This is a genomic window from Arthrobacter sp. NPDC058097 (assembly GCF_042884885.1).
In the GTDB taxonomy this organism is placed as follows: domain Bacteria; phylum Actinomycetota; class Actinomycetes; order Actinomycetales; family Micrococcaceae; genus Arthrobacter.
Window position 1 is genome coordinate 416,665 of sequence record NZ_JBHVSZ010000002.1, and the last position, 24,525, is coordinate 441,189.

A 24,525-nucleotide genomic window follows, 5' to 3' on the forward strand; every position below is an offset into this window, starting at 1 on the left:
TCGGAACGGCTAAGATGGATGCCATGAGTAGCATGACGGATCCTCTCGACAACGACCCCATGCGTGAGCTTTCCGGCGCCGGATCGTCCACCGCAACCATTGAGCGCGAGGAACTGCGCCAGGAAGTGGAGCCCGGCGACCGTGAGCGCTTTGCACACTACGTGCGCAAGGAAAAGATCATGGAGTCTGCCATGACGGGCGAACCGGTCATCGCGCTGTGCGGCAAGGTCTGGACGCCCGGACGGGATCCGCAGAAGTTCCCGGTCTGCCCGATGTGCAAAGAGGTCTACGACGGTCTCCGCCCGGGCAATGACGGCGGCAGCGGGTCCGGCGGAGACTCAGGCAACAACAAATAGTGACGGAGACACTCTTCGGCGGACCCACCCTGCCCCCGGCTTACCCGGAACGTGCAGCCTGGGGAACCGCCCCGAAGCTCCGTGCCTGGCAGCAGGAAGCCCTGGATCTTTATTTCAGCAAGGCTCCGCGCGATTTCATGGCCGTGGCCACGCCCGGCGCCGGCAAGACCACCTTTGCGCTCCGGGTGGCCTCGATGCTCATCGAGGCCGGCACGGTGAACCGCGTGACCATCGTCGCGCCCACCGACCACCTGAAGCGGCAGTGGGCTGACGCCGCTGCGCGCGTCGGCATCGCCATCGACCCGAACTTCAAGAACTCGGACGGCCAGCACGGCCGCGGGTTCATCGGCGTGGCCGTGACCTACGCCCAGGTGGCCAGCAAGCCCATGCTGCACCGGGCCAAGACCGAAGCCGCCCGCACCCTGGTGATCCTTGACGAAATCCACCACGGCGGCGAGGCGCTGTCCTGGGGTGACGGTCTCCGCGAGGCCTTCGACCCCGCGGCCCGTCGGCTGTCGCTGACCGGTACGCCGTTCCGGTCGGACACTTCGCCCATTCCGTTCGTGGAGTACACCGAGGACCGCGAGGGCATCCGGCGCTCCAAATCGGACTACACCTACGGCTACGGCAACGCGCTGCGCGACCACGTGGTGCGTCCGGTCATCTTCATGGCGTACTCGGGGCAGATGCGCTGGCGCACCAGTGCCGGTGACGAGATGGCCGCTTCCCTCGGCGAGGCGGCGGTCACCAAGGACATCACGTCACAGGCATGGCGGACCGCCCTGAACCCGGCAGGGGAATGGATTCCCGCCGTTCTGGCGCAAGCCGACAAACGGCTCAGCGAGGTCCGCCGCACCGTTCCTGACGCCGGCGGCCTGGTGATCGCCACCGACCACGAGGACGCCCGGGCGTACGCCGGCCAGCTCAAGAAGATCACGGGCGAATCGCCGACGGTGATTCTGTCCGATGACGCCAAGGCATCGAACAAGATCGAGGAGTTCAGCGCCGGCGACAAGCGCTGGATGGTTGCCGTGCGCATGGTGTCCGAAGGCGTGGACGTGCCGCGCCTGTCGGTGGGCGTCTACGCCACGTCCACCTCCACGCCCCTGTTCTTCGCCCAGGCAGTGGGGCGCTTTGTGCGTTCCCGGAAGCGCGGCGAGACGGCCTCGGTATTCCTGCCGTCCGTTCCACAGCTGATGGCGCTTGCCAACAGCATGGAAGCCGAACGTGACCACGCCCTGGACCGGCCGCAGAACGACGATCCTGACGGCCTGATGGACCTCGAAGAATCGCTGATGGACGAGGCGAACCGCGAGGAGAAAGCCTCGGACAGCCTGACCAAGGGCAAGTTCGAGGCACTGGATTCGCAGGCCTCCTTCGACCGCGTGCTCTTCGACGGCGGCGAGTTCGGCACCGGAGGCGACATCGGTTCCGAGGACGAACTCGACTTCCTCGGCATCCCGGGCCTGCTGGACGCCGAGCAGGTGGGCGTGCTGCTGCGCCAGCGCCAGCACGAGCAGCAGGGCCGGAAGAAGCGCCAGAGCCCGGCAGCGGAGCCCGCCGGACCGGCAATACCTGACCACCGGATGCTGATGGACCTGCGGAACGAGCTGGCCAAGAACGTGGCGGCCTGGTCGGCGCGGACGGGCACCCCGCACGGCGTGGTGCACACGAAGCTGCGGACCGTCTGCGGCGGCCCGCCGGTGGCACAGGCGAACGAGGAGCAGCTCCAGTCCAGGCTGAAGAAGCTCCAGGACTGGTTCATCGGCAGGAAGTAGGGACCTACTCGAGGTCCACGCCGCCCAGCTCCATTTCGGCGAAGGTGTCGTCGAGGTCATCGGCGATGCCCGCCGTCAGCCGCTTGATCACGGTGACGGAGTAGCCGGCCTGGACCGCATCCAGTGACGTGGCCATGACGCAGTGGTCGGTGGCGAGGCCCACCACCACGACGTCCTCCACGTCGTGGCTCTGCAGCCAGTCATCGAGGCCGATCGCGTCTTCCTCCGGCGCGTAGCCGGGGTCGGCCGCGCCGGACATTAAACCGGGCATGGCACCGGGCTGCCGCTCTCCGGTGGGGACTGCGTCCTCCGGTGCCAGCAGGCCCTCGAACCCGGAGTAGGCCGCGGTGTACAGGCCCTTGTGGAAGTACGCCTGGATGTGTTCGGTGTCCAGCTCCGGATGCAGTTCGGCCCCCTGGGTGCCGGCCACGCAGTGCGGCGGCCAGGTGTCCTTGAAATCCGGGGCTTCCGAGAAATGGGCGCCGGGATCGACGTGCCAGTCCTGGGTGGCCACGATGTGGTCGAACTGGCCGTGGTGGTTCTCCACGTACTCGCTGATGGCCCCGGCCACTGCAGCTCCGCCCTCCACCGGCAGCGCGCCGCCCTCGCAGAAATCGTTCTGGACGTCGACGATGATGAGTGCCCGTGCCATCAGTTCTCCTCAGTTCTCCTCATAGAGCGTCGGGATCGCCGGCTCGCCGCGGTGCAGGCGATGGACCACTGCCGGGAGTTCGGCCAGCGAGTCGGCGTGCCGCTGCCGCGCCCGCAGGACGCCTTCGTGGCCGGTCCAGCCCGGCAGGAGTTCGCCGTTCTTGATGAACTGCTGCAGCAGTGCGCGGTCGTTGCCGTCATCCGCTGGCCGGTGGCCCACGCCGATGAGCTCCTGGGTGGCCGTGCCGTTGTCGTTGAGCCGGCGGAGGGCGTACTTCCGTCCGCCTTTGCTGGTCTTGTTCTTGGCGGCCTTGGCGACGGCGACGAATTCGCCGGCGTCGTTGGTCCGGCTGACCAGCTTGTAGACCATGCTGGCGGTGGGCGCCCCGGAGCCGGTCACCAGGGAGGTGCCCACCCCGTACGAGTCAACGGGGGCGGACTGCAGTGCCGCAATCGCGTATTCGTCCAGGTCCGAGGTCACCGTGATGCGGGTGTGCTCGTTGCCCAGTTCATCCAGCAGTTGCCGGACCCACTGCGCCTGCTCCACCAGGTCGCCGGAGTCCAGCCGCACGGCGCCCAACTTGTCCCCGGCGATGTCAACGGCCGTACGGACGGCGGCTTCGACGTCGTACGTGTCCACGAGCAGCGAGGTGCCGGCCCCGAGGGAGGCGACCTGCGCCTCAAAGGCGTCCCGCTCGGTGTCGTGGAGGAGCGTGAAGGAGTGGGCGGCGGTGCCCACAGTCTTGAGGCCGTACCGGAGCCCCGCCTCGAGGTTTGAGGTGCTGTCGAAGCCGGCGATGACGGCGGCGCGGGCGGCAGCCGTGGCTGATTCCTCCTGCGTGCGCCGGGACCCCATCTCGATGCAGGGCCGCTGGCCGGCGGCCATGACCATGCGCGACGCCGCCGAGGCGATGGCACTGTCGTGGTTGAGGACGGACAGGATGTACGTCTCCAGGATGCACGCCTCCGCGAACGTCGACTCGACGATCAGGATGGGGGAGTTGGGGAAGTATGCCTCGCCTTCGGCGTAGCCCCAGATGTCGCCGGTGAAGCGGAAATCCGCCAGGTAGTCGATGGTCTCCTTATTAACGACGCCGGTGCGCGCCAGGAATTCGAGCTCCGCCTCGCCGAACCGGAACGCCATGATGCCTTCCAGCAGCCTGCCCGTGCCGCCCACGATCCCGTAGCGGCGGCCGTCCGGGAGCCTGCGCGCGAACGCCTCGAACACGGCCCTGCGGTGCGCGGCGCCGGAATGGAGGGCCCCCTGCAGCATGGTCAGCTCGTAATGGTCGGTGAACAGGGACGTGCGGGGCTGCTCCCAGCCGGCGGAGTTACTCACAAAAATCACTCTAGTCCCCACCGGCTCCCACGTCTCGCTTCGCTTCGCCGCGGGGCCCTCGCCGGCGTGGGCCCAGCACCGGCTCCCACGTCTCGCTTCGCTTCGCCGCGGGGCCCTCGCCGGCGTGGGCCCGGCATCCCCATAGAATGGACAGATGACCTTAAGCGTTGCGCTCGGCCCTGACACCCAGGAGAGCACCCAGACCGGAACGGCGGTATCCACCGATGCCCTGACCGCCCCGGACGTCCCCTGGAACCTCGTCATCTGGAATGACCCCGTCAATCTGATGAGCTACGTCAGCTACGTTTTCCAGAGCTATTTCGGCTACTCGGAAACCAAAGCCAACAAGCTGATGCTCGAGGTCCACAGGAAGGGCCGGTCCATCGTTGCCCACGGCAGCAAGGAACAGGTGGAGCAGCACGCGGTCGCGATGCACGGGTTCGGCCTGTGGGCCACCGTGGAGAAGGCTACCGGCGGAGACAGCGGGGGCGGCAAAAGCGGCCCGGGCAAGGGCAAGGGAAAACGTGGCTAAGGCTTTCAAATACGGGCTCAAGGGCATCACCGGTTTCCTGGAACCGGCCGAGCGGGAGCTGCTGCGCAGTCTCTTCGCCGACGTCATCTCCATGCTGGAACCGGCCGACCGCGGCTCCGAGGATCCGCTCGCCGCGCTGATCGGGCTGGACATGGAGGTCCGGGAACCGTCCGACCGTGCCCTCCGGCGGCTGCTGCCCAACGCCGTGAAGGACGACGCCGAGGCCTCGCTTGAGTTCCGCCAGCTCACCGAGCGTTCGCTGCGGGAGAGCAAGATCGGCGCGCTGCGCGCCGCCGCGCTGGGCCTGGACAAGGACGAGCTCGTCCTGACCCCGTCCGATGCCCGGCACTGGTCCACGGCGCTCAACGACGTGCGCCTGGTGCTCGCCGAGCGGCTCGACATCAGGGACGAAGCGGACGCCGACCACGTCCACCAGATGCAGGACTGGTCCCAGGCCGAGGACGTGGAAAGCTACCTCGCGCTGGTCTACAACTTCACCACGTGGCTGCAGGAGTCGCTGGTGCAGGCGATGATGCAGTCCCTGGACACACGGCACTGAGGAGTTCCGGCGCCGGCCGGTTCCTGCTGCCCTGACCGGTTTCGGCTGCGGGCGTTTCAGCCGCCGAATGTGACAAATTCGACATGAGTCGCTCGCCACAAGTGATGGCCGCACCTCACGGGAAGACCTATCCTCAAATAATCATGACTTCAGCATCGAGCATGGATCCGGCAGCGGGAGCTGCAGCGGAGTCCGCAACGGCCGACGGCGTAAATGTGGGATCGCTGCCGATCGGCGTCTTCGACTCCGGGGTCGGCGGCCTTACGGTGGCGCGGTCGATCATCGACCAGCTGCCCAACGAATCCATCCTCTACGTCGGCGACACCGCCCACGGCCCGTACGGGCCGCTGCCCATCGCGGAGGTGCGCGCCAACGCCCTCGGCGTCATGGACGAACTCGTGGACTCCGGCGTCAAGCTGCTCACCATCGCCTGCAACTCGGCGTCGGCCGCTGTGCTCCGGGACGCCCGTGAGCGCTACACGGCGCGTTACGGCATCCCCGTCATCGAAGTGATCCAGCCCGCCGTGCGCCGCGCCGTCGCGGCCACCCGCACCGGGCGGGTAGGCGTGATCGGCACCTCCGCCACGGTGGGGTCCCGGGCCTACGAGGACACGTTCGCCGCGGCGCCTGACCTGGAGATCACCTCCGTGGCCTGCCCGGCATTCGTGCCGTACGTGGAGGCCGGCATCACCACCGGACCGGAATTGCTCGACGTCGCGCGTGAATACCTGGAGCCACTGAAGGCAGCCGGCGTGGACACCGTGGTGCTGGGCTGCACGCACTACCCGCTGCTGACCGGCGTGATCTCCTACGTCATGGGCGAGGACGTCACCCTGGTCTCCAGCGCCGAGGAAACGGCCAAGGACGTGTACCGGGCGCTTGCCAGCAACGGGCTCGAACGCACGGACCCGGCACGGCCCGAGCACAGCTTCATCGCCACCGGCGATCCCGGCCAGTTCGAGGCCCTGGCCCGCAGGTTCCTCGGCCCGGAGGTGCTGAGCGTCAAGCACGTCGACCACGTTGCGGCGCAGTACCCCACGGGCAGCCTGGCCCGGATCACCCCTGAAATGATCGCCGCCGCGCGGAACGCGGCCGCCCGCCCGCGTATCTCCAACTTCGTGGAGCAGGCTGCCGGCAGCGGCGCAGCCCCCCGGGGGTCCTTCCTGTGAAGCTCACCATCGTCGGCTGCACCGGATCGTTTCCCGGCCCCGGATCACCCGCCTCCTGTTACCTGCTGACCGCCAGCGACGGCGAACGGGTGTGGAAGGTGGTCATGGACCTCGGCAGCGGGGCCCTGGGCGCCATCCAGCGGTACACCGACCTCGAGGACATCGACGCGATTTTCCTCACGCACCTGCACCCCGACCACTGCATGGACCTGTGCGGCCTGCACGTGGCGGTGCGCTGGAAGCCGGGCGGCTGGGACCGCGGGAGGATCCCCGTCTGGGGCCCTGCCGCCACCGCCAACAGGATGGCAACCGCCTACGGCCTGGACCTCGATCCCGGGATGCACGAGGAGTTCGACTTCAGCAACTGGAGCGAGCGCCAGTCCGTCACTGTCGGCCCCTTCACCGTCACGCCGTTCGCCGTGAACCACCCGGTGGAGGAGGCCTACGCGCTGCGCGTGGAGGTGACCGAGCCCGACGCGGCCGGGAATGCCGTGACCCGGGTGCTGACCTACTCAGGGGACACTGATTCGTGCCGCGGGCTGGAGGAGGCGGCCAAGGATGCCGACCTCTTCCTCTGCGAGGCGGCCTTCGAGGAAGGCCGCGACGACGGCATCAAGGACGTCCACCTGACCGGCAAGCGGGCAGCCGAGGCAGCCACTGCCGCGGGTGCCCGGCGCCTGTTGCTCACCCACATTCCGGTGTGGACATCGCAGACCAAGGTCATGGCCGAGGCGCGCCCCGCCTTTGCCGGTGACGTGGCCGTGGCCGTGGCGGGTGTGCACTACACGGTCTGACGTGGGTCTGACGTGGCAGCTTCCCGCCTGCACCTCGATAAGCTAAAGGCATGACTTCCGAAGCAACCACTGCCCCCGTCATCCGTGCCGACGGCCGCACCCCGGACCAGCTCCGGCCCATCAGCATCACCCGCGGCTGGTCCAAGCAGGCCGAGGGATCGGCCCTCATTGAGTTCGGCAACACCCGGGTCCTGTGCACCGCTTCCCTCACCGAAGGCGTTCCGCGCTGGCTCAAGGGCGAGGGCCGCGGCTGGGTAACCGCCGAATATGCGATGCTCCCGCGTGCCACGAACACCCGCTCTGACCGTGAGTCCGTCAAGGGCAAGATCGGCGGCCGCACGCACGAGATCTCCCGCCTGATCGGCCGCTCGCTGCGTTCGATCATCGACACCAAGGCCCTGGGCGAGAACACCATTGTGCTGGACTGCGATGTCCTGCAGGCCGACGGCGGTACCCGGACGGCGGCCATCACCGGCGCCTATGTGGCGCTCGCCGAGGCCATCCGCTTTGCCCGCGAGAACAAGATGATCGCCCGCAACGCCCAGCCCCTGATCGACACCATCGCGGCCGTGTCCGTGGGGATCATCGACGGCATCCCCATGCTGGACCTGCCCTACATCGAGGATGTGCGCGCCGAAACCGACATGAACGTCGTGGTGACCGGCTCCGGCAAGTTTGTGGAGGTCCAGGGCACGGCCGAAGGCGCTCCCTTTGACCGGGACGAGCTCAACAAGCTGCTGGACCTGGCCCTGCTCGGGACAGAACAGCTGGCGGCCATCCAGCGCGAGACCCTGGCCGAAGCGCCGTGAATGGGAACAGCGCCGTGAATGGGAACAGCGCCGTGAGCGGGGGACCTGCACCCCGGCTGGTGCTGGCCACCCGCAATGCCGGGAAACTGCGGGAGCTGCGGGAGCTGCTGCGCGGGCAGGTCCCGGGGCTCGACGTCGACACGCAGGTAGTGGACGCGCCCGCCGTCGGAGCCCCCGACGTCGCGGAAACCGGGGTGACCTTTGCGGAGAACTCGCTGCTGAAGGCGCGTGCGGTGGCCGAGGCCACGGGGCTGGTGGCCATCGCCGACGACTCCGGGCTGTCCGTGGATGTCCTCGGCGGTGCGCCGGGGATTTTCTCGGCGCGCTGGGCGGGCCGCCACGGTGACGACGACGCCAATCTGCGCCTGCTGCTGGCACAGCTGGCGGACGTGCCGGACGGCCACCGCGGTGCCGCGTTCGTGTGCGCTGCGGCGCTCGCGGTTCCGGCGTCGGCATCCGGCGACGGTGCCCGCGAAGTGGTGGAGTATGGGCAGCTGGCCGGCACGCTGCTGCGCGAGCCGCGGGGCGAAGGCGGGTTCGGCTACGACCCCGTCCTGGAACCCCTGGGCCTGGACCGCAGCTGCGCCGAGCTCAGTCCGGAGGAGAAGAACGCCATCAGCCACCGCGGGCTGGCGTTCCGCGCGCTGCTTCCCTCGATCGTCGAGGCGCTGCGCTAAACAGCAACGCGGGGTCACTTGCCGCCCAATCCGGTCACCGAAGTGGGCGCTAAGTGACCCCGCGTTGCTGTTGCCCGCGGTATCAGTCGAGGTTGGTTTTGCGCTCTGCCTCGGGCTCGTGCTCCTCGATGAACTCTTCCACCGGATCCGTGCCGAAGGCCGCGGCCTCGCGCCTGGCGGCCATGCCGCGGATTACTTCAATGCCCACCGGGATCACCGAGAGCAGGACAATGACGATGAAGATGATGTCCAGGTTGTCCCGCACCCACGGGACCTTGTCGCCCAGCAGATAGCCGAGCAGCGTCACGCCGCCGCCCCAGAGGACAGCGCCGATGACGTTGAACAGGAAGAACTTCCGCTTGTCCATTCCGGCGACGCCGACGATGACGGGAACAAAGGTACGGATGATGGGCACGAAGCGGGCCAGGATCAGGGCCTTGCCGCCGTGCTTTTCGAAGAACTTGTGCGCGCTGTCGACGTTCTCATGCTTGAAAAGCCGCGAATCCGGCTTGTTGAAAATGGCAGGGCCGGCCTTGGACCCGATGAGGTAGCCGGTCTGGTTGCCGATGATGGCGGCCACGATGATCAGCGCGGCGAAGAGCCAGATGTTGAATTTGATGGTGTCCGTGGCCACCAGCAGGCCCGCCGTAAACAGCATGGAATCGCCGGGCAGGAAGAATCCGATCAGCAGCCCGGTCTCGGCGAAGATGATCCCGCACACCAGCAGAACAACCCACGGGGCAAGGGCCGGGTCGGCGAGGAACACCTGGGGGTTAAGCCAATCGGGCAGGAATGATGCCAGATGCGGCTGGACGGGGCCGGCGCCACCCAGCGCGGGCACGGCAAAGTCGCTCAATGCATTAAAGTTCACGTTTCAAGGGTACTTGACGGGTTCCGCGACCCCGCCGGGCTACAGTTGTCCCCGTGGGTTTGGACTTTACGGCGATCGACTTCGAGACCGCCAACGGCTTCCGCGGTTCGCCGTGCGCCGTTGGCCTCACCAAGGTCCGTGGCGGCGTCGTCGTCGAGGAGGCCTCGTGGCTGATGCGGCCGCCGGAAAACCACGATTCGTTCGATTACCACAACGTCCGCGTCCACGGCATCAGGCCCGAACAGGTGGCGGGCAAGCCCCGCTTCGGTGAGCTTTTCCCGGAGATCGGCGCGTTCATCGGCGGCGACATCCTCGCGGCGCACAACGCCGCCTTCGACCTCGGGGTGATCCGGTCCGGGCTTGAGGTTTCGGGGCTTCCCGGGCCTGCCTACGACTATGTGTGCACCGTGATGCTGTCCCGGCGCTGCTACTCCCTGGTTTCAAATTCCCTGCCCTTTGCTGCCGAAGAGGCCGGCGTGCCCCTCGTGAACCACCACGACGCCGCCGAGGACGCCAGGGCGTGCGCCGGCATCCTTATCGACATAGCCCGGCGCAACCGGGCCAACAGCATCGCCGAACTCTACCTTTCACTGGGACTCTCCATACCGCAGCAGGCCGCGTTCGACCCCTCCGCCGGTGAGCTGTCCAAAGCCACCGTCGCGGCACTCGCCGCAGCGGGCGGCCCCAGTGCGGCCCGGCCGTTCCGCAGCGGATGGCCGGAGGAAGGGCCCAACCCCGCACCCAATCCCGACGCCGAACCCGGGAACCCGCTGTTCGGCCAGACCGTCGTGTTCACCGGCCAGCTCGCCATGCCGCGCCCCGAAGCGAAGACCCGGTCCGCTGAACTGGGCGCCCGCCCGGAAAGCCGGGTCACGGCGCGGACCAGCGTCCTGGTGGTGGGGGACGGTTTCGTGGCGGGCGACCTGCGCTCCGGCCGGCTCACCGGCAAGGCGAAACGCGTGCTGGAGCTGCATGACCGCGGCCAGGCCATCGAGGTGATCTCCGAAGGGGAGTTCCTGCAGATGGTGGGCGGCGCACCCGTACACATGGCGCAATAAAGCTTCCCGGCGCAGCCGCCGGTCTCCTAGCCTTGGCCCATGGGCACACCAGACAGATTGGGCACAACGGGCAAACCCGGCAGACAGGGCGGCCAGGGCAGGCTGGGTTCCGTCTTCGCCTTTCCCAACCCGGTCAACGAGTATGCGGCCCGCATCACCGCCGGGCTGGTGGTCCTGCTGGCCGCCGCAACTCTGCTCACCGGCTTGGGCTGGGGCCTGGCGCTTATCGCCGCCGGTTTTTGGCTGCGCCTGCTGTTCGGCCCGAGGATCTCCCCTCTGGCCCTGCTTTCGGTCAAGGTCCTGGCTCCGCGGCTGGGACGGGTCAGGCTGGTGCCCGGGCCGCCCAAGCGTTTCGCACAGGGCATCGGCGCCGCCATGTCCACAGCGGCCGCCGTCCTGTTGGCGGCCGGCCTCGCGCCTGCCGCCTGGATCCTGCTCGCCGTGCTGATTGCTGCCGCCTCGCTGGAGGCCTTCGCCGGGTTCTGCCTCGGCTGTGCCATCTTTGGCCTGCTGCAGCGCCGGGGCCTCATCCCCGAGGACGTCTGCGAGGCGTGCAACAACATTCCGCTCAGCCGGAAGTGACGGCAACCAGCTGCCCGGCCATCCCACGGATCACCTCGGGGGCCTCAAGCGCCGCCAGCCAGTCCGTGGGCAGGCAGGCCGTCCCGTAGTACGCACCCAGGATGTTGCCCGCGATGGACCCGGTGGAATCGCTGTCGCCGCTGTGGTTGATGGCCACGGCAATGGCCTCCCTGAAATGCTCCACCGGATCCGCCGCGCCGCCATCTCCCCGGGGAGCCGTGGCCAGGACCGCATAAAGCCCGACGGCGAGAGCCTCCTCCGCCACCCAGCCCTGACCCAGTTCACGGACCAGGTCCTCCGGGCTGAGCACGGAGGCGGTGCCGGCCCCGCCGGCGAGACGGACCGCGGCTTCCAGCCGCTCGCGGAGTTCCGGCGCCGCGTCGTCGTCGCCCAGCACACGGTCCAGTGCAGCCTGCGCTGCCTCGGCCAGGCTGCTGCCCTGCACCAGGGCATGAATGATCAGGCTGAAAGCGCCCGCGCTCTGCCGGGCGGAGGGATGCCCGTGCGTGAGCGACGCGGCGTCCGAGCTCAACTTGTACACGGAGTCCGCCGGGATGTGCGGAACGAGCCCGAAGGGGGCCGAACGCATTACAGTTCCGCAGCCCTTCGAGTCGGGATTGACCGGGCGGGCGGCCGTTCCCATTTCGCCGGTGGCCAGCCCGCTCAGGCAGGCATTGCCGGGTGCCCGGCGGTGCCGCAGGACCTCTTGGCCATCGATCCAGCGGGGCTGCGGCCGCGGCGCCGCTTCGGGAACGGGCACACCCTGCGTGTCCAGCCAGCGCAGGTACGCCAGCCAGACACAGGCGTTGGCGTCGGCGCCGACACCGGAGTTGGCCCATTCCAGGGCCTCGACGATCCCGTCGACCGTGTACAGCGTCATCTGGGTGTCGTCCGAGAAGTGCGTCCCGCCGTCGAGCACGGAGAAATCGCGGAGTCCCGCGGCGCCAAAGCGGCGCCGGATCTCGTCTATCTGATCGAACTCGACGGCGTAGCCGAGCGAGTCCCCCAGGGCGCCGCCCAGCAGGCAGCCATGGATGCGGGACTCGGGGGACGGAATACCGCCGGGATCATTGCTCATGCAGGCAAATTTACCCTGCTGTGATATCCCACTCTCAATGCCGGGCCACCGGTCACCGGACGATAAGCTCGGATCCAGCAACCGTCCAGACTTTGCTGCAAGACTGCTGGGGCCGGCTCCCGACGCGAGCGGCCTTCCCCGCTGACCGAAACAAAGGATTTCCCACGCCATGAGCACCCCTGTGTCCGTCCCCCCGACCGACCACCGGCAATCCGCCGGTGACAACGGATTCCGGCCCGGACTCCTGTCCAGGCTCGGCGCGGAGGCGTTCGGAACGCTGTTCCTGGTGGTTGCCGGGCTGGGCGTGCCGCTTTTCACCCTGCCGCAGTCCAACCCGCTGCCTGGCGCCCTGGCCGGCGGCCTTGCCGTGACAGCCGCGATGCTGGCCTTTGGCTACATCTCGGGCGGGCACTTCAACCCGGCCATCACGCTGGGCAACCTCGTGGCTGGCAGGATCGGCATCGCCGCCGCAGCAGCCTACATCGGCGCCCAGCTGGTCGGCGCCGCGGCGGGCGCGCTCGCCTTGTTCGGCATCCTCCGCACTGTGCCCAACATTCCCGACGCCCGCACGGCCTTTGACACGGTCACCGCCGGCTTCGGCGAACACTCCGTGATCCAGACGTCGATGGCCGGGGTGCTGCTGGTGGAAGTTCTGGGTGCAGCCCTCCTGGTAGCCGTGTTCCTCGGCATGACGGCCCGCCGCAACAGCCACGCGGCCGCCGCCCCGTTCGCCGTCGGCCTGGCATTTGCCGTGCTGTTGCAGCTGGGCCAGGCCCTTGGAAACGCCCCCTTCAACCCCGCCCGGGCCACCGCCTCCGCGCTTTTCAGCAGCAGCTGGGCGCTGGAGCAGCTGTGGCTCTTCTGGGTGGCGCCCATTGTCGGTGCCGGTATTGCAGGGCTAGTTTTCCGTGGTTTCGCCGATGCCCGGGGCCGCACCGCAGCGTTGGACGCTGACCTCTCCGACGACGAGGCGGACGCCGGGTCGGACTTCGCGGACGGCTTTGACGACGACGGGGACCAAAAAGCCGCCGCGGAAACCCGGTCGGCAGAGGAGCATGGCCGCGCGGGCGCCGATGAGGCGCCTGAGGCAGGCCGCGACGAGGCGCGCGACTTCTTCGACGGGCCGGGCAAGCAGTCCTGACGCGCCGAAGCGCGGGGTCGGCTATTTTGTCAGTGCCCGCGTCTAGCTTATGAATATGCGGTTATTGCACACTTCCGACTGGCATCTGGGCCGGTCTTTCCACGGCGTCGGCATGCTGGACGCCCAGCGCGCCTTTGTCGACCAGCTGGTTGCCCTGGTCAGGGAACTGTCCGTCGACGTCGTGCTGATCGCCGGTGACGTCTATGACAGGGCACTGCCAGGCGTCGACGTCGTCAACCTCCTGGACGAGGCCCTGGTCCGGCTCACCGGGGCAGGCGCCCAGGTAGTCCTCACCAGCGGAAACCACGACTCCGCCATCCGGCTAGGCTTCGCCTCGCGGCTGCTGGAGAAGGGCGGCGTCCACCTGCGCACCCGCCTCCAGGAGCTGGACGTCCCGCTCCTGCTCCCGCTCGGCGGAGCTGGAACTGAACAGGGAGTCAAGAGCCAACAGGCTGAACAGCCCGGCGAACAGGGCCCTGTGCTGGCGATTTACGGCATCCCGTGGCTCGAACCCCGGCTGGTCGCAGACCAACTCGGGGTGGACACTGCCAGCCACTTCGAAGTCACCTGCGCCGCCACGGAACGCATCCGGGCCGACATCGCCGCGCGCAGCGAATCCCGGACGGTCTATTCCGTTGTGCTTGCACACACCTTCGCCAGCGGCGGCATCAGCTCGGACAGCGAACGCGACCTGAGCATCGGGGGAGTGGGGGCCGTGCCGCTGGATCTGTTTGATGACTTCAGCTACACGGCGCTCGGCCATCTGCACGGCCGCCAGTCCCTGTCCGCGGAGGTGCGGTACTCAGGCTCGCCCCTGGCGTACTCCTTCTCGGAAGCCACACACCAGAAGGGCGGCTGGCTGGTTGACGTGGACGGGTCCGGCGTCACCGCAGTCGAAGAGATCCTCTGGGACGCGCCGCGGAAACTTGCCGTCCTCCGGGGGACCCTCGACGGGCTGCTGGAGTCACCCGAGCACGCCTGGGCCGAGCAGGCCTACTGCCAGGTGACCCTGACCGACGCCCAGAGGCCGGCCCAGGCCATGGAACGGCTGCGCGCCAGGTTCCCGGACACCCTCGTCCTCGGTTTCGAGCCGGAGGGGGCACCCCCCGCCGCCGGGACGAGCTACAGCAGCCGGCTGGCGAAGGCGGAGGACGACCTCGCCGTGTGCTGCGGGTTCCTGGAACACGTCCGCGGCCGGGAGCCGGATGCGGCCGAGCAGGCCGCCCTCACCGAAGCGTTGGAGAACGTGCGTCTGCAGGAGGCATCGCTGTGAGGATCCACCGTCTGGAAATTTCTGCGTTCGGGCCGTTTGCCGGAACCGAGGAAATCGATTTTGACCGGCTGAGCGCCCACGGGCTGTTCCTGCTCAACGGCCCCACCGGCGCCGGCAAGACCAGCGTGCTGGATGCCATCTGCTACGCCCTCTACGGGTCAGTGCCGGGGGCACGGCAGGACGGCAAGCGACTGCGCAGCGACCACGCTGATCCGGCCGCCGAACCCCGTGTGACCTGCGAATTCACCGCCCGCGGCAGGCGTTTTGAAGTCTCCAGGACCCCGGCCTGGGACAAGCCCAGCGCCCGCGGGCGGAACGGGTTCACCACGCAGCAGGCCAAGACCCTTCTGCGCGAACGGGTCGCCGGTTCATGGGTGGAAAAATCCGGCCGGAACGACGAAGCCGGCGCGGAAATCACTGAGCTCCTTGGCATGGACCGGGAACAGTTCACGCGCGTGGTCATGCTCCCGCAGGGTGACTTCGCCGCGTTCCTGCGGTCCAAGGCATCTGACCGCCTGGAACTGCTGCAGAAGCTCTTCGGAACCGAACGGTTCGAGGCGGTGGAGCGGGAACTGGCACTGCAGGCCGCCGGGGCCGCGAGGGAAGTGGCCGACCTTGAGGGCAGCCTGGGCCTGCTGGTGGTGAGGGCCAGGTCGGAGGCCGCGGCCCTCGACGTCGATTCCGCCGCAGCGCCGGAATCCGCCGGCGGTATGGAACTCCTGTCCTGGCTGGAGGCTGCAGCCGCGGAGCGCGCCTCGGCTCTGGCCGGCGATGCAGAATCGTGCGAGGAGCAGCGGCACCGGTGCGCGGAGCGGCTCGAAGCGGAGCTTGCCCGCGAGCGGAGGCGCCAGAAGCTTGCCGCAGCCCTGCGCCGGAGGGCGGACGCAGAGGCCGCCGCCCCCGGACTGGCCCGTGCCGGGGCCGCGCTGGACCTGCACCGGAAGGCCGAGCTCCTCGGCGGGCAGCTGAAGGCGGTGACCGCCGCCGAGGCCTCCTTTGCGCGGGCGGAAGCAGCCTTGGATACTGCATCCGCCGGTGTACGGGAGGCAGCTGTGTCCAGCTCCGAACTCCAGTCCAGCTTCGAACTGGGCGGCGCGGGACACAGCACTGCAGAACACAGCCCTGCAGAACACAGTCCCGCAGAACACGGCACCGTTGCGCAACTTACCGCCCTCGACGTCGCCGCCGAACTTTCGCGCCTGCGGGCGCTGGCCGCCGTGATCGGCGAACGCCTTGCCGATGAGGACCACCTGGGTGGCCTGCATGCCCGGGCTGCCGGGCTTGCGAAACGGCGGCAGGAACTGACCCGTACCGGCGATGACCAGGCCATCCGGCTGCTTTCCCTCCGCACCGAAATGGAGGACTTGCGTTCCGCCCTGCAGCCGCTGGAGCAGCTGGCGGGGGAATCCGTGCTGCGGACCAAGGAGGCCGCGGCCGCCGACGAGCTCGTGGACGTAGTCAGGCGCTATGGAACCGCGGCAGCCGAGTGTGCCGCAGTCACCGAAAGGCACCTCAATGGCAGGGAACACCACCAGGAACTGCGCCGGCAGTGGCTTGACGTCCGAGAGGAACGCCTGACCAATGCGGCGGCCGAATTGGCGTCACGCCTGGAACGCGGTGTGCCCTGCCCTGTCTGCGGCAGCCCGGAGCACCCCGAACCGGTGCCTGCCGGGGACTCCGTCCTGGGGCTTGCCGAGAAAGAGGAACGTGCCAAGGAACGCAGCGAGGCGGCTGAGCGCGCGCTGTCTGCATTGGAAGCCGAGCTCTCCGGGGCCAGGCAGCTGGTGGCCGTCCTCGCCGGCCAGGGTGGCGACACCGATCCTGCCGAAGCGGAGGAATCCGCCCAGGCTGCCCGGGAAGCCGCTGCCGCGGCAGCCGCCGCCGTAGCGGACCTGGCCGCCAGCAGACGCCGGCAGGAGGAACTGGACGAACGCATCGAGGCCACGGAAAAGGTGCGGGTGGATACGTTGTCCCAGCTGGCACAGACGGAATCCGCTCTCGCCGAAATCGAGGCGCAGTCCGGTGCCCTGGAATCGTCGCTCGAGGTGCTTCGTGCTGGCCACGCCAGCCTCGGACTCCGCCGCGACGCCATCGGCCAGGTTGTCAGCGTTCTCGAACAGGCTGACGCTGCCCGGAAACAGCTGGACCAGGCTGCGGATCGCCTGGCTGAGGCCAGGAGCGAGCTGGACCGTGCCCTTCCCGCAGCCGGATTTGCCTCGGCCGCGGAGGCCCGCGCGGCACTCCTGCCGGGGCCGGAGGCAGCAAGGGTGGAGTCTGCCGTCCAGGCCGGACGCGACGAGGAGGTACGGCTCGAGGAGTTGTTCGCCAGCGAGGAACTCATTGTCGCGGCAGAAGAACAGGCAGCCAGGGAACAGGCTGCCAGGGAACAGGCGGCCGGGGAACACGGCAGCGGCTCAGCATCGGCCGCGGCGGACCTGGACGTGCTGCGCACCGAGACCGAGCAGGCTGCAAGGGCCGCAAAGGACGTTGAACTGGCGGCGGGCCTGGCCCGGAAGGCCGCCAAAACGTTGGGCCGCCTGCACGCCGAATACAGGGAACTCGCTGAGGCCGGCCGGGAGCCGCGGGAACGCGCCGAAGTTCTGAAGGGCCTGGCTGAGGCGGCCCGCGGTTCCGGCGACAACAGCTACCGCATGAGCCTGAATGCGTACGTCCTGGCGGCACGGCTCGAGCAGGTTGCCATCGCCGCATCTGAAAGGCTGGTCGCCATGAGCGACGGCCGCTACACCCTGCAGCACTCGGACGCGAGGGCAGCCCGGAACGCGAAGTCCGGGTTGGGACTGGAAGTCGTGGACGAATGGACCGGCCGCCACCGCGACACCTCCACACTCTCAGGCGGGGAATCCTTCATGGCTTCGCTGTCGCTCGCCCTGGGCCTCGCAGACGTGGTGCAGCAGGAGTCAGGCGGCGTCGACATTGAAACGCTGTTCGTCGACGAGGGCTTCGGCAGCCTCGATGAGCAGGCACTGGAGCAGGTCATGGATGCCCTGGAGGGCCTGCGGGACGGCGGCCGCGTGGTCGGCCTGGTGAGCCACGTGGGGGAGATGAAGCAGCGCATCAGCAGCCAGCTCCAGGTAGTGAAGCAGCGCAGCGGCTCCACCGTGCACATTGTTGATGCACTCGTGACGGTGTGACCCCGGTGACGCCCGCCAGCAGCCGGACATCACAGGCAGGGCATCACCGGGCGCGATTTCGGCGTCCACTATCATTGGACTGTTACCGGGTTCAGCGCATCGGGAGGAGGGACGATGCGCACGACTGAACGAGCCCGCATACATGAGCACTTCAACGGCGCCCCAGCCACCCGCCAACCCCCGTCCGACAATGTCCGCCGGCACAGACGCGCCAGCCAACACGGACGCGCCACGCCGGCAGTTCGGCGGGCGCTTCGCGCGCCTGCCGGCGCTCGCGGGCAGGGGATTCCTGCCCATCGGCCTGTTTGCCCGCCTGCCTCTGGCAATGCTGACCCTGGGAACCCTCACCCTCGCCACGTCGGTCACCGGCTCGTATGCCGTGGGCGGAGCCGCGGCGGGCGCTGTCGGTATCGGCTCGGCCGTCGGCGCGCCCATCCTCGGGTGGCTCGCCGACCGGCTCGGCCAGCGCCCGGTGCTGCTGGTTTCGGCCGTCCTGAATGTTGTGGCCGTGCTGGCCGTCCTCGCCACCGCATATCTGACTTCCGGGATGCACGACCTCGGCGCCGCATGGGGCGTCATCGCGGCCGCGCTGGCGGCCGGCCTCAGTTGCCCCCAGGTTGGCCCGCTGGCACGCGTCCGGTGGATGGCCCTGACGGCCGAAGGCCGGGGTGCGGGGGACACCTCGGACCTCGACGTGGCGCTGTCCTATGAGAGCACGGCCGACGAACTGACCTTCGTGCTCGGGCCTGCGCTCGTGGGTGTCCTGGCCAGCCTGGTTGCACCCTGGCTGCCGCTGGCCCTGGCCGCCGCGCTCACTCTCACGCTGGTGCCGGCCTTTGCCGTCCACCGAACCCACGCGGCTGTTCCGCGGCGGGCCGCCGCTCCCCGAACGGACTGCGCCAAGACAGGAACGGGCAATTCAGGAAACGCCGGTGCGGGAACGGAAAGCACGGGCAGCGGCAGCGCCGGAACCCGGCCCGGCAGCCGGCTTGCCGGCCTGGCCGCCGTGGCACTGCCCGTCCTGGCCATGGTCTGCATGGGCACCTTTTTCGGCTCCACACAGGCAGCCTTGAGCGCGTTTGCCGCCGGGTTCGCAACGTCAGAGGCCGCCGGCCTCCTCTACGCCGTCATGGGGATCAGCTCGGCCGCGGCCGCGATCTCGGTGGCCTACTGGCCGGCCGGCTTCCCGGTGGCCGCCCGCTGGGTGACCGGGGCGGCGGCCATGGCCGGGCTGTCGGTCATGCTGTTCCTGCCCACCGACGGCTGGAGCATGGTGCTGGTGCTGCTTGCCCTGGGCCTGCCGGTGGGTCCGGTCATGGTCACGGTCTTTGCCATCGGCGGGCTGGTGGCGCCGGCCGGCCGGCTGGCCACGGTGATGACGGCGCTCGCGAGCGGCATCGTCGCCGGCACGGCCCTTGGCTCATCCATCGGCGGCCAGCTGGCGCAGGAAGGCGGCCACCAGGCCGCGTTCCTGGTCACGGCAGCCGCCGCGGCGGCACTGTTCGCGCTCGGAACGGTGGCCGCCGTCGTCGTCCGTTCCCGGAAACGGACAGCTCAGGCGAGCTGACCTTCAATCCGGGCCGCGCTGGCCGTGAGAGCCGCGGCCACCTCCGCGGGATCCTGCGATGAGCGGATATAGACGACGGCGACCGCCGCCGGGCGTCCCCCGGGCACACGGACCGGCGCGGCAAGGGAGGAAACCCCCGCGATCACCTCGTCGTGGCTAGCCGCGTAACCGCGCTGCCGCGCCTCGGCGGCTTCGGGGCGATAGGGCACGGCGGGAGCCAGCTGGCTCCACTCCTGCTCCATGAGGGCGGACTGGATGGCGATGCCGGGCGCGCCGGAGCTGATCGGATGGCGGGACCCCGGATGCTGCACCACGGTGGCGGCCGAATGCCGGGGCTCCACCGTCACCAGCGTCACGCAGTCCTGGTGGTCCCACACCGCCACGAAGGCCGTCATGTTCAATGAGTTCGCCAGCTGCGTCAGTTCCGGCAGCGCCGCCGTCTGGAGGTTCCGCGACACGCCGCGCGCCAGCACCGCGAGGCCCGGCCCGGGCTGTACCCGGCCGGCGTCGTCGCGGACCAGCAGGGAATGGTCCTCGAGCGTCCGCAGAATCCGGTAGGCGACGGAGCGGTGCACGCCCATGGCCTCCGAAAGCTCGGCGATGGTCAGCGGACGGTCTGCTTCGGCCAGGATTTCCAAGGCCCGGATGCCCCGGGAAAGGGTCTGCGATGGGGAAGCCTGGGCGGGTGCAACCTGCGTTGCGGCACCGGCGTTGGGAGTCATGCTGTCCATCCTAGGCAAGTAAGCGGGGCGCCCAGCCAAAAGGGCTTGTGTGGCCCGTTCCGGTGGGCTACCGTTCCATATAGGAACCGCCTGTTCAACTATAGAACAGTTCACCTACGGAACAGTTTAGAGCGACTGCGGCACGGTGCGCCAGAGACGGAACGGCGCACCCAAAGGATCAACGATGATGGCCAATCCAGCAGCGGGCCCCGGTGTTCCGGGCAGGACCTCGGTGCCCCGCGCCCACCGCTTCCGCGGCAGCCTGGGCCGGTTCGCCACTGGTGTCGCCATTGTTACGTTCGACGGCGCCACCAAGCGCCACGGCATCACCGTCAACTCGTTCACGGCGGTCTCCATGGACCCGCCGCTGGTCCTGGCCAGCATTGCCCGCACCACCAAAGCCCACGATGAGCTGGCTGGCCGGCCCTTCACCGTCAACATCCTGGGCGCCGAGCAGCGGCAGCTGGCCCTGCACTTTGCGGGGCGCCCCGGGCCGGAGCCCCGCTGGGTGGAAGGGGCAACAGCGCCCCGGCTCTCCGGCGTGCTTGCCTATTTCGAATGCCGGCCCTGGGCAGCATACGACGGCGGCGACCACACCCTCTATCTCGGCGAGGTGGTGGATTTCGACCACCGCAACGGCGACGCCCTCGCGTTCGCCAACAGCGCCTTCACCACCATCCCGGAGAGCCAGCTGGGGATAGAGGACCTGCTGTAGGCGCCACACCTTCACCACCACAAAACAGTTCAACGACGACTGGAGGCAGCAATGGGCATCAGGACCGGCCAGCAGTACCTGGACAGACTCAATGCGATGACCCCGCACATAGCGATCGACGGTGAAGTGGTCAGCGAAAAAGTCGCCGAACACCCGGCCTTCCGCAACGTTGCCCGGCAGTACGCGAAGCTGTTCGACATGCAGCACGACCAACGGCACCAGGAGTCGCTGACCTATGCCTCGCCCACCACGGGCGACCTCGTCGGCGCGTCCTTCCTGGTGCCCCGGAGCATCGAGGACCTGCAGCACCGGCGCCGGGCCACCTCCACGTGGGCCGAGGCGACCAACGGATTCCTCGGCCGTACCGGCGACTATATGAACTCCGCACTCACCGCCCTGGGCACGGCCGGGAAGTGGTTCGCCCAGGCGGATCCCAAGTTCGCCGAGAACATCGGCAACTACTACGAGTGGGCGCGCGAAAACGACATGCTGGCCACCCATACGCTGATCCCGCCACAGGTGAACCGGTCCGTATCCGGCTCGGAGCAGCTGGGCGGACAGCTCACGGCCCACATCGTCGAGGAGCGCGACGACGGCATCGTGGTCCGCGGCGCCCGCATGCTGGCTACTATCGCCCCCATCGCCGACGAGCTGCTGGTCTTCCCGTCCACGGTGCTACGCGGCACGCCGGAGGATGCGCCGTATTCCTTTGCCTTCGCCATCCCCAACGACACGCCGGGCCTTCGCTACCTCTGCCGGTCCTCGCTGTACAACGGCGGCAGCATCCATGATGAACCGCTGGCGTCCCGCTACGAGGAAATGGACGCCGTGGCCATCTTTGACGACGTCCTCGTTCCGAGCGAGCGCATCTTCATGCTCGGCAACCCGCAGCTCTGCAACTCGTTCTACGCCGAGACCGGCGCGGGGGCCCTCATGACCCACCAGGTGGTTACCCGGACCATCGCCAAGAGTGAGTTCTTCCTGGGCTTGGCCTCCGAACTCGCCGACTCGATCGGCATCGATGGGTTCCAGCACATCCAGGAGGACATCGCCGAACTGATCATCGACGTCGAAATCGGCAAGGCGCTGGTCCGCGCGTCCGAGGCCGACGCCGAACCCAATGAGTCCGGCATGATGCTGCCCAAGTGGACCACCCTCAACGCTGCCCGCAACTGGTATCCGAAGGTGGCCCAGCGCTTCCCGCAGATCATCCGGAAATTCTCCGCGTCGGGACTGATGGCACTGCCCGGCGAAGCGGACGTCAATGGAGATGCCAGGGCGGACATCGACCTGTACCTGCAGGGGAAGACGCTGACCGGGCCAGAGCGGGTCCGGCTGTTCAAGCTTGCGTTCGACGCATCGATCTCGGGATTCTCCGGCCGGCAGTCGCTGTATGAGTACTTCTTCTTCGGGGACCCCGTCCGGATGGCCGGGGCGCTGGTCAACACGTACGACCGCGAACCTGTTAGGGCGCGGCTGCGTGAATTCCTGCACAGGACAGACTAAACCGGACCGACTCGGGGGTGCGCCAAATCACACTTTCATAGTATCCTCACACTAACTGACCGTTCGATCAGTAAATCGGACAGCCCTTCATCGCCGCCGGCAGTAGCACTGCCCCCACCCACGGAGTTTCAATGACCGCAGCTTCACACGTCGATTCAGAGGCGGGCCCCAGCACCAAGCGTGAGGAACGCAAGGTCCTCGCCGGCACACTGGTGGGCACCACCATCGAGTGGTACGACTTCTTCATCTTCGCCCAGCTGACGGCAACGCTGCTGTCGCCGCTGTTCCTGGCCCCGCTGAACGCATCCAACCCGGGCCTGGCGCAGATCCTCTCCTTCGCCCTGATCGGCATCAGCTTCCTGTTCCGCCCTCTCGGCGCCATCATCGCCGGGCACCTGGGCGACCGGCTGGGCCGCAAGGCCATGCTGGTGTTCACCCTCATCATGATGGGTGCCGCCACGGCGCTGATCGGCATGCTGCCCACCTACAGCCAGATCGGTTTCTGGGCACCGGTGCTGCTGATCACCCTCCGCGTCATCCAGGGCTTCTCCGCCGGCGGCGAATGGGGCGGTGCGGCGCTGATGGCGGTGGAACACGCCCCCAAGAACAGGCGCGGCCTGTTCGGCGCCTACCCCCAGATCGGCGTCCCCGTGGGCATGATCCTGGCCACCGGGCTGCTGTTCTTCCTCAACACCAGCATGTCCAAGGAAGACTTCGCCTCGTGGGGCTGGCGCGTTCCCTTCCTGCTCTCCATCGTGCTGATTGTGGTGGGCTACCTCATCCGCCGCGCCGTGGGTGAAAGCCCGGTCTTCAAGGAAATGACGGCCCGCAAGGAAGAAAGCAAGGCCCCGCTCGGCGAACTCATCCGGAGCCACAAGAAGGCCGTCCTCTACTCCACCATGATCTTCATCGGCAACAACGCCGCCGGCTACCTCCTGATTGCCTTCTTCATCGCCTACGCCACGAGGACGCTGAAGATGCCGACGCCGCAGATCCTGCTGGCCACCACGCTGGCCTCCTTCGGCTGGCTGATCTTCACCCTGGTGGGTGGCTGGCTCTCGGACAGGATCGGCCGGGTCAAGACCTTCCTGACCGGCTACGCGATCGTCTTCGCCTGGATGATCCCGATGTTCGCCCTTATCGACACCAAGGACATCGTGCTCTACGGCGTGGGGCTGTTCGTCCTCACGGTGGGCCTGGGCCTGTCCTACGGCCCCATGTCCGCCATGTACGCGGAGATGTTCCCGGCCCACGTGCGGTACTCGGGAATCTCGATCGGCTATGCCTTCGGCGCCATCCTGGGCGGTGCGTTCGCCGCCACCATCGCCGAGTCGCTCCTGCAGAGCACCAAGTGGACCGGCTCCATCGGCATCTACATCATGATCCTGTGCGTCATCTCGGCCATCGGCGTGATCCTGGCCAAGGAGACGCGCGGCCGGCCGCTCGGTATCAGCCGGCACTAGATGCGGGCGCCATGCAACAGCGCAATGGCGTCCTCGTCGCTCAATTGGTCAAAGTGCCGGTAAAAGGCTCCCACGGCCCGGAACCGTCCCGGCAGGTGAAGGCACAGCACATTACACACCCGGGACAGGGACTTCTCCGCCTCGATCGAACCGACGGGTGCGGCGGCCACCACCGCCGCCGCACCGGCCATCCGCACCGCCTCCACAGCTGCCCGCATGGTGGCCCCGGTTGCCAGGCCGTCGTCCACCAGCAGCGCCGTCTTGCCGTGGATGTCTGGGTCCACGGCCGGGTAGCTGTCTGCGCGGCGCATCAGTTCGGCCCGTTCCCTGTGTTCCACCCGGTCGAGCCAGTCCTGCCGGACGCCGTCGTCGAGAATCCGCTCCACGAGCGGCCGGTTGAGCAGGCGGACGATCCTTCCGCCTGAGTAGGCGAGCGCGCCGAATGCGGTCTCGTCATGGCCCGGGATGCCTAGCTTGCGGACAAGCAGGGCCCCGAACGGCAGGTGCAGGGCCTCAGCCGCGGCGGCGGCCACCGGGATGCCGCCGCGGGCCAGGCCCAGCACAACGGTGTCCGGGCGCTCACGGAATTGCGGAAGGGCGGCCGCAAGCTGCCGTCCTGCGTCTTCCCGGTCCTCAAAAACCACGGCCATGGGTTCCTCTTCCGGTCTCTCCGCCCCCCAAGGTCCAGCCTACGCCCGTCGGCTCCGGCGGGAGCCGGGGTTTTCGACGGCGT

23 protein-coding genes are annotated in these 24,525 nt (G+C 68.3%); 17 read left to right on the forward strand and 6 right to left on the reverse strand.

Annotated elements, in window-relative coordinates; translation table 11 throughout:
• Positions 1 to 14 precede the first annotated feature (14 nt).
• Together ACFVTE_RS05830 and ACFVTE_RS05835 are read left to right on the forward strand one after the other, a co-directional pair.
• On the forward strand, positions 15 to 356 hold the full coding sequence (locus ACFVTE_RS05830) for a DUF3039 domain-containing protein (RefSeq protein WP_307103745.1): 342 nt from the start codon (positions 15 to 17) through the stop codon (positions 354 to 356).
• Positions 356 to 2,134, forward strand: coding sequence for a DEAD/DEAH box helicase (locus ACFVTE_RS05835; protein ID WP_387098099.1), 1,779 nt, complete (start codon positions 356 to 358; stop codon positions 2,132 to 2,134). The genes ACFVTE_RS05830 and ACFVTE_RS05835 overlap by 1 nt, the downstream gene beginning before the upstream one ends.
• Before the next feature lie 4 nt (positions 2,135 to 2,138).
• Here ACFVTE_RS05835 and ACFVTE_RS05840 read toward each other — a convergent pair whose 3' ends face one another.
• Together ACFVTE_RS05840 and ACFVTE_RS05845 are read right to left on the reverse strand one after the other, a co-directional pair.
• Complete coding sequence (locus ACFVTE_RS05840; protein WP_387098102.1) at positions 2,139 to 2,786, reverse strand: isochorismatase family protein; 648 nt, start codon at positions 2,784 to 2,786, stop codon at positions 2,139 to 2,141.
• Positions 2,787 to 2,795: 9 nt separating this feature from the next.
• Positions 2,796 to 4,124, reverse strand: a complete 1,329-nt coding sequence (locus ACFVTE_RS05845) for a nicotinate phosphoribosyltransferase (protein ID WP_387098104.1) — start codon at positions 4,122 to 4,124, stop codon at positions 2,796 to 2,798.
• A gap of 154 nt (positions 4,125 to 4,278) precedes the next feature.
• Here ACFVTE_RS05845 and clpS point away from each other — a divergent pair, with 154 nt between their 5' ends.
• The 6 genes from clpS to rdgB all read left to right on the forward strand — a co-directional run bounded on the left by clpS (position 4,279) and on the right by rdgB (position 8,664).
• Positions 4,279 to 4,656 carry an ATP-dependent Clp protease adapter ClpS gene (gene clpS / locus ACFVTE_RS05850; protein ID WP_331574915.1) on the forward strand — a complete coding sequence of 126 codons (378 nt, stop codon included), beginning with the start codon at positions 4,279 to 4,281 and terminating at the stop codon, positions 4,654 to 4,656.
• The gene (locus tag ACFVTE_RS05855; RefSeq protein WP_387098107.1) at positions 4,649 to 5,215 is read left to right on the forward strand and encodes a DUF2017 domain-containing protein; all 567 of its coding nucleotides are present in this window, start codon (positions 4,649 to 4,651) and stop codon (positions 5,213 to 5,215) included. Before clpS ends, ACFVTE_RS05855 begins: the two co-directional genes overlap by 8 nt.
• A 143-nt stretch (positions 5,216 to 5,358) precedes the next feature.
• Positions 5,359 to 6,384 carry a glutamate racemase gene (gene murI / locus ACFVTE_RS05860; protein WP_387098109.1) on the forward strand — a complete coding sequence of 342 codons (1,026 nt, stop codon included), beginning with the start codon at positions 5,359 to 5,361 and terminating at the stop codon, positions 6,382 to 6,384.
• Positions 6,381 to 7,178, forward strand: coding sequence for an MBL fold metallo-hydrolase (locus ACFVTE_RS05865; protein ID WP_387098111.1), 798 nt, complete (start codon positions 6,381 to 6,383; stop codon positions 7,176 to 7,178). The genes murI and ACFVTE_RS05865 overlap by 4 nt, the downstream gene beginning before the upstream one ends.
• A gap of 50 nt (positions 7,179 to 7,228) precedes the next feature.
• Complete coding sequence (rph, locus tag ACFVTE_RS05870) at positions 7,229 to 7,987, forward strand: ribonuclease PH (protein ID WP_003805875.1); 759 nt, start codon at positions 7,229 to 7,231, stop codon at positions 7,985 to 7,987.
• 32 nt (positions 7,988 to 8,019) lie between these two features.
• On the forward strand, positions 8,020 to 8,664 hold the full coding sequence (gene rdgB, locus ACFVTE_RS05875; protein ID WP_387098114.1) for an RdgB/HAM1 family non-canonical purine NTP pyrophosphatase: 645 nt from the start codon (positions 8,020 to 8,022) through the stop codon (positions 8,662 to 8,664).
• Positions 8,665 to 8,746: 82 nt separating this feature from the next.
• Here the strand turns inward: rdgB and ACFVTE_RS05880 are convergent, their stop codons facing one another.
• Positions 8,747 to 9,520: a DedA family protein gene (locus ACFVTE_RS05880; RefSeq protein ID WP_387098346.1), complete on the reverse strand. Its 774-nt coding sequence runs from the start codon at positions 9,518 to 9,520 to the stop codon at positions 8,747 to 8,749.
• 68 nt (positions 9,521 to 9,588) lie between these two features.
• On the opposite strand from ACFVTE_RS05880, the gene ACFVTE_RS05885 reads away from it, so the two are divergent.
• A complete protein-coding gene (locus ACFVTE_RS05885) occupies positions 9,589 to 10,593 on the forward strand; it encodes an exonuclease domain-containing protein (RefSeq protein ID WP_387098116.1) in 1,005 nt (334 codons plus the stop codon).
• A gap of 102 nt (positions 10,594 to 10,695) precedes the next feature.
• Positions 10,696 to 11,175: a DUF4395 domain-containing protein gene (locus tag ACFVTE_RS05890; RefSeq protein WP_387098348.1), complete on the forward strand. Its 480-nt coding sequence runs from the start codon at positions 10,696 to 10,698 to the stop codon at positions 11,173 to 11,175.
• Here ACFVTE_RS05890 and ACFVTE_RS05895 read toward each other — a convergent pair.
• Positions 11,162 to 12,253, reverse strand: a complete 1,092-nt coding sequence (locus ACFVTE_RS05895; RefSeq protein ID WP_387098118.1) for an ADP-ribosylglycohydrolase family protein — start codon at positions 12,251 to 12,253, stop codon at positions 11,162 to 11,164. The two genes, ACFVTE_RS05890 and ACFVTE_RS05895, sit on opposite strands and share 14 nt — an antisense overlap.
• Before the next feature lie 169 nt (positions 12,254 to 12,422).
• On the opposite strand from ACFVTE_RS05895, the gene ACFVTE_RS05900 reads away from it, so the two are divergent.
• From ACFVTE_RS05900 to ACFVTE_RS05915, 4 genes are all read left to right on the forward strand, one after another.
• Entirely contained in the window at positions 12,423 to 13,394 is a 972-nt protein-coding gene (locus ACFVTE_RS05900; protein ID WP_387098120.1) for an MIP/aquaporin family protein, read from the forward strand.
• A 55-nt stretch (positions 13,395 to 13,449) separates the two neighbouring features.
• Positions 13,450 to 14,667, forward strand: coding sequence for an exonuclease SbcCD subunit D (locus ACFVTE_RS05905; RefSeq protein ID WP_387098122.1), 1,218 nt, complete (start codon positions 13,450 to 13,452; stop codon positions 14,665 to 14,667).
• The gene (locus ACFVTE_RS05910) at positions 14,664 to 17,819 is read left to right on the forward strand and encodes an AAA family ATPase (RefSeq protein WP_387098124.1); all 3,156 of its coding nucleotides are present in this window, start codon (positions 14,664 to 14,666) and stop codon (positions 17,817 to 17,819) included. Before ACFVTE_RS05905 ends, ACFVTE_RS05910 begins: the two co-directional genes overlap by 4 nt.
• A gap of 142 nt (positions 17,820 to 17,961) precedes the next feature.
• Complete coding sequence (locus ACFVTE_RS05915) at positions 17,962 to 19,386, forward strand: MFS transporter (RefSeq protein ID WP_387098126.1); 1,425 nt, start codon at positions 17,962 to 17,964, stop codon at positions 19,384 to 19,386.
• Here ACFVTE_RS05915 and ACFVTE_RS05920 read toward each other — a convergent pair.
• Complete coding sequence (locus tag ACFVTE_RS05920; protein ID WP_387098128.1) at positions 19,374 to 20,108, reverse strand: IclR family transcriptional regulator; 735 nt, start codon at positions 20,106 to 20,108, stop codon at positions 19,374 to 19,376. The genes ACFVTE_RS05915 and ACFVTE_RS05920 overlap by 13 nt on opposite strands.
• A gap of 187 nt (positions 20,109 to 20,295) precedes the next feature.
• On the opposite strand from ACFVTE_RS05920, the gene ACFVTE_RS05925 reads away from it, so the two are divergent.
• The 3 genes from ACFVTE_RS05925 (at position 20,296) to ACFVTE_RS05935 (ending at position 23,792) form a co-directional block, all read left to right on the forward strand.
• Positions 20,296 to 20,823 carry a flavin reductase family protein gene (locus tag ACFVTE_RS05925; RefSeq protein ID WP_387098350.1) on the forward strand — a complete coding sequence of 176 codons (528 nt, stop codon included), beginning with the start codon at positions 20,296 to 20,298 and terminating at the stop codon, positions 20,821 to 20,823.
• Positions 20,824 to 20,874: 51 nt separating this feature from the next.
• On the forward strand, positions 20,875 to 22,329 hold the full coding sequence (hpaB, locus tag ACFVTE_RS05930) for a 4-hydroxyphenylacetate 3-monooxygenase, oxygenase component (RefSeq protein WP_387098130.1): 1,455 nt from the start codon (positions 20,875 to 20,877) through the stop codon (positions 22,327 to 22,329).
• Positions 22,330 to 22,460: 131 nt separating this feature from the next.
• Positions 22,461 to 23,792 carry an MFS transporter gene (locus tag ACFVTE_RS05935; RefSeq protein ID WP_387098132.1) on the forward strand — a complete coding sequence of 444 codons (1,332 nt, stop codon included), beginning with the start codon at positions 22,461 to 22,463 and terminating at the stop codon, positions 23,790 to 23,792.
• On the opposite strand, the gene ACFVTE_RS05940 is transcribed toward ACFVTE_RS05935, so the two are convergent.
• Complete coding sequence (locus ACFVTE_RS05940) at positions 23,789 to 24,442, reverse strand: phosphoribosyltransferase (RefSeq protein ID WP_387098134.1); 654 nt, start codon at positions 24,440 to 24,442, stop codon at positions 23,789 to 23,791. The two genes, ACFVTE_RS05935 and ACFVTE_RS05940, sit on opposite strands and share 4 nt — an antisense overlap.
• Positions 24,443 to 24,525: the final 83 nt, after the last annotated feature.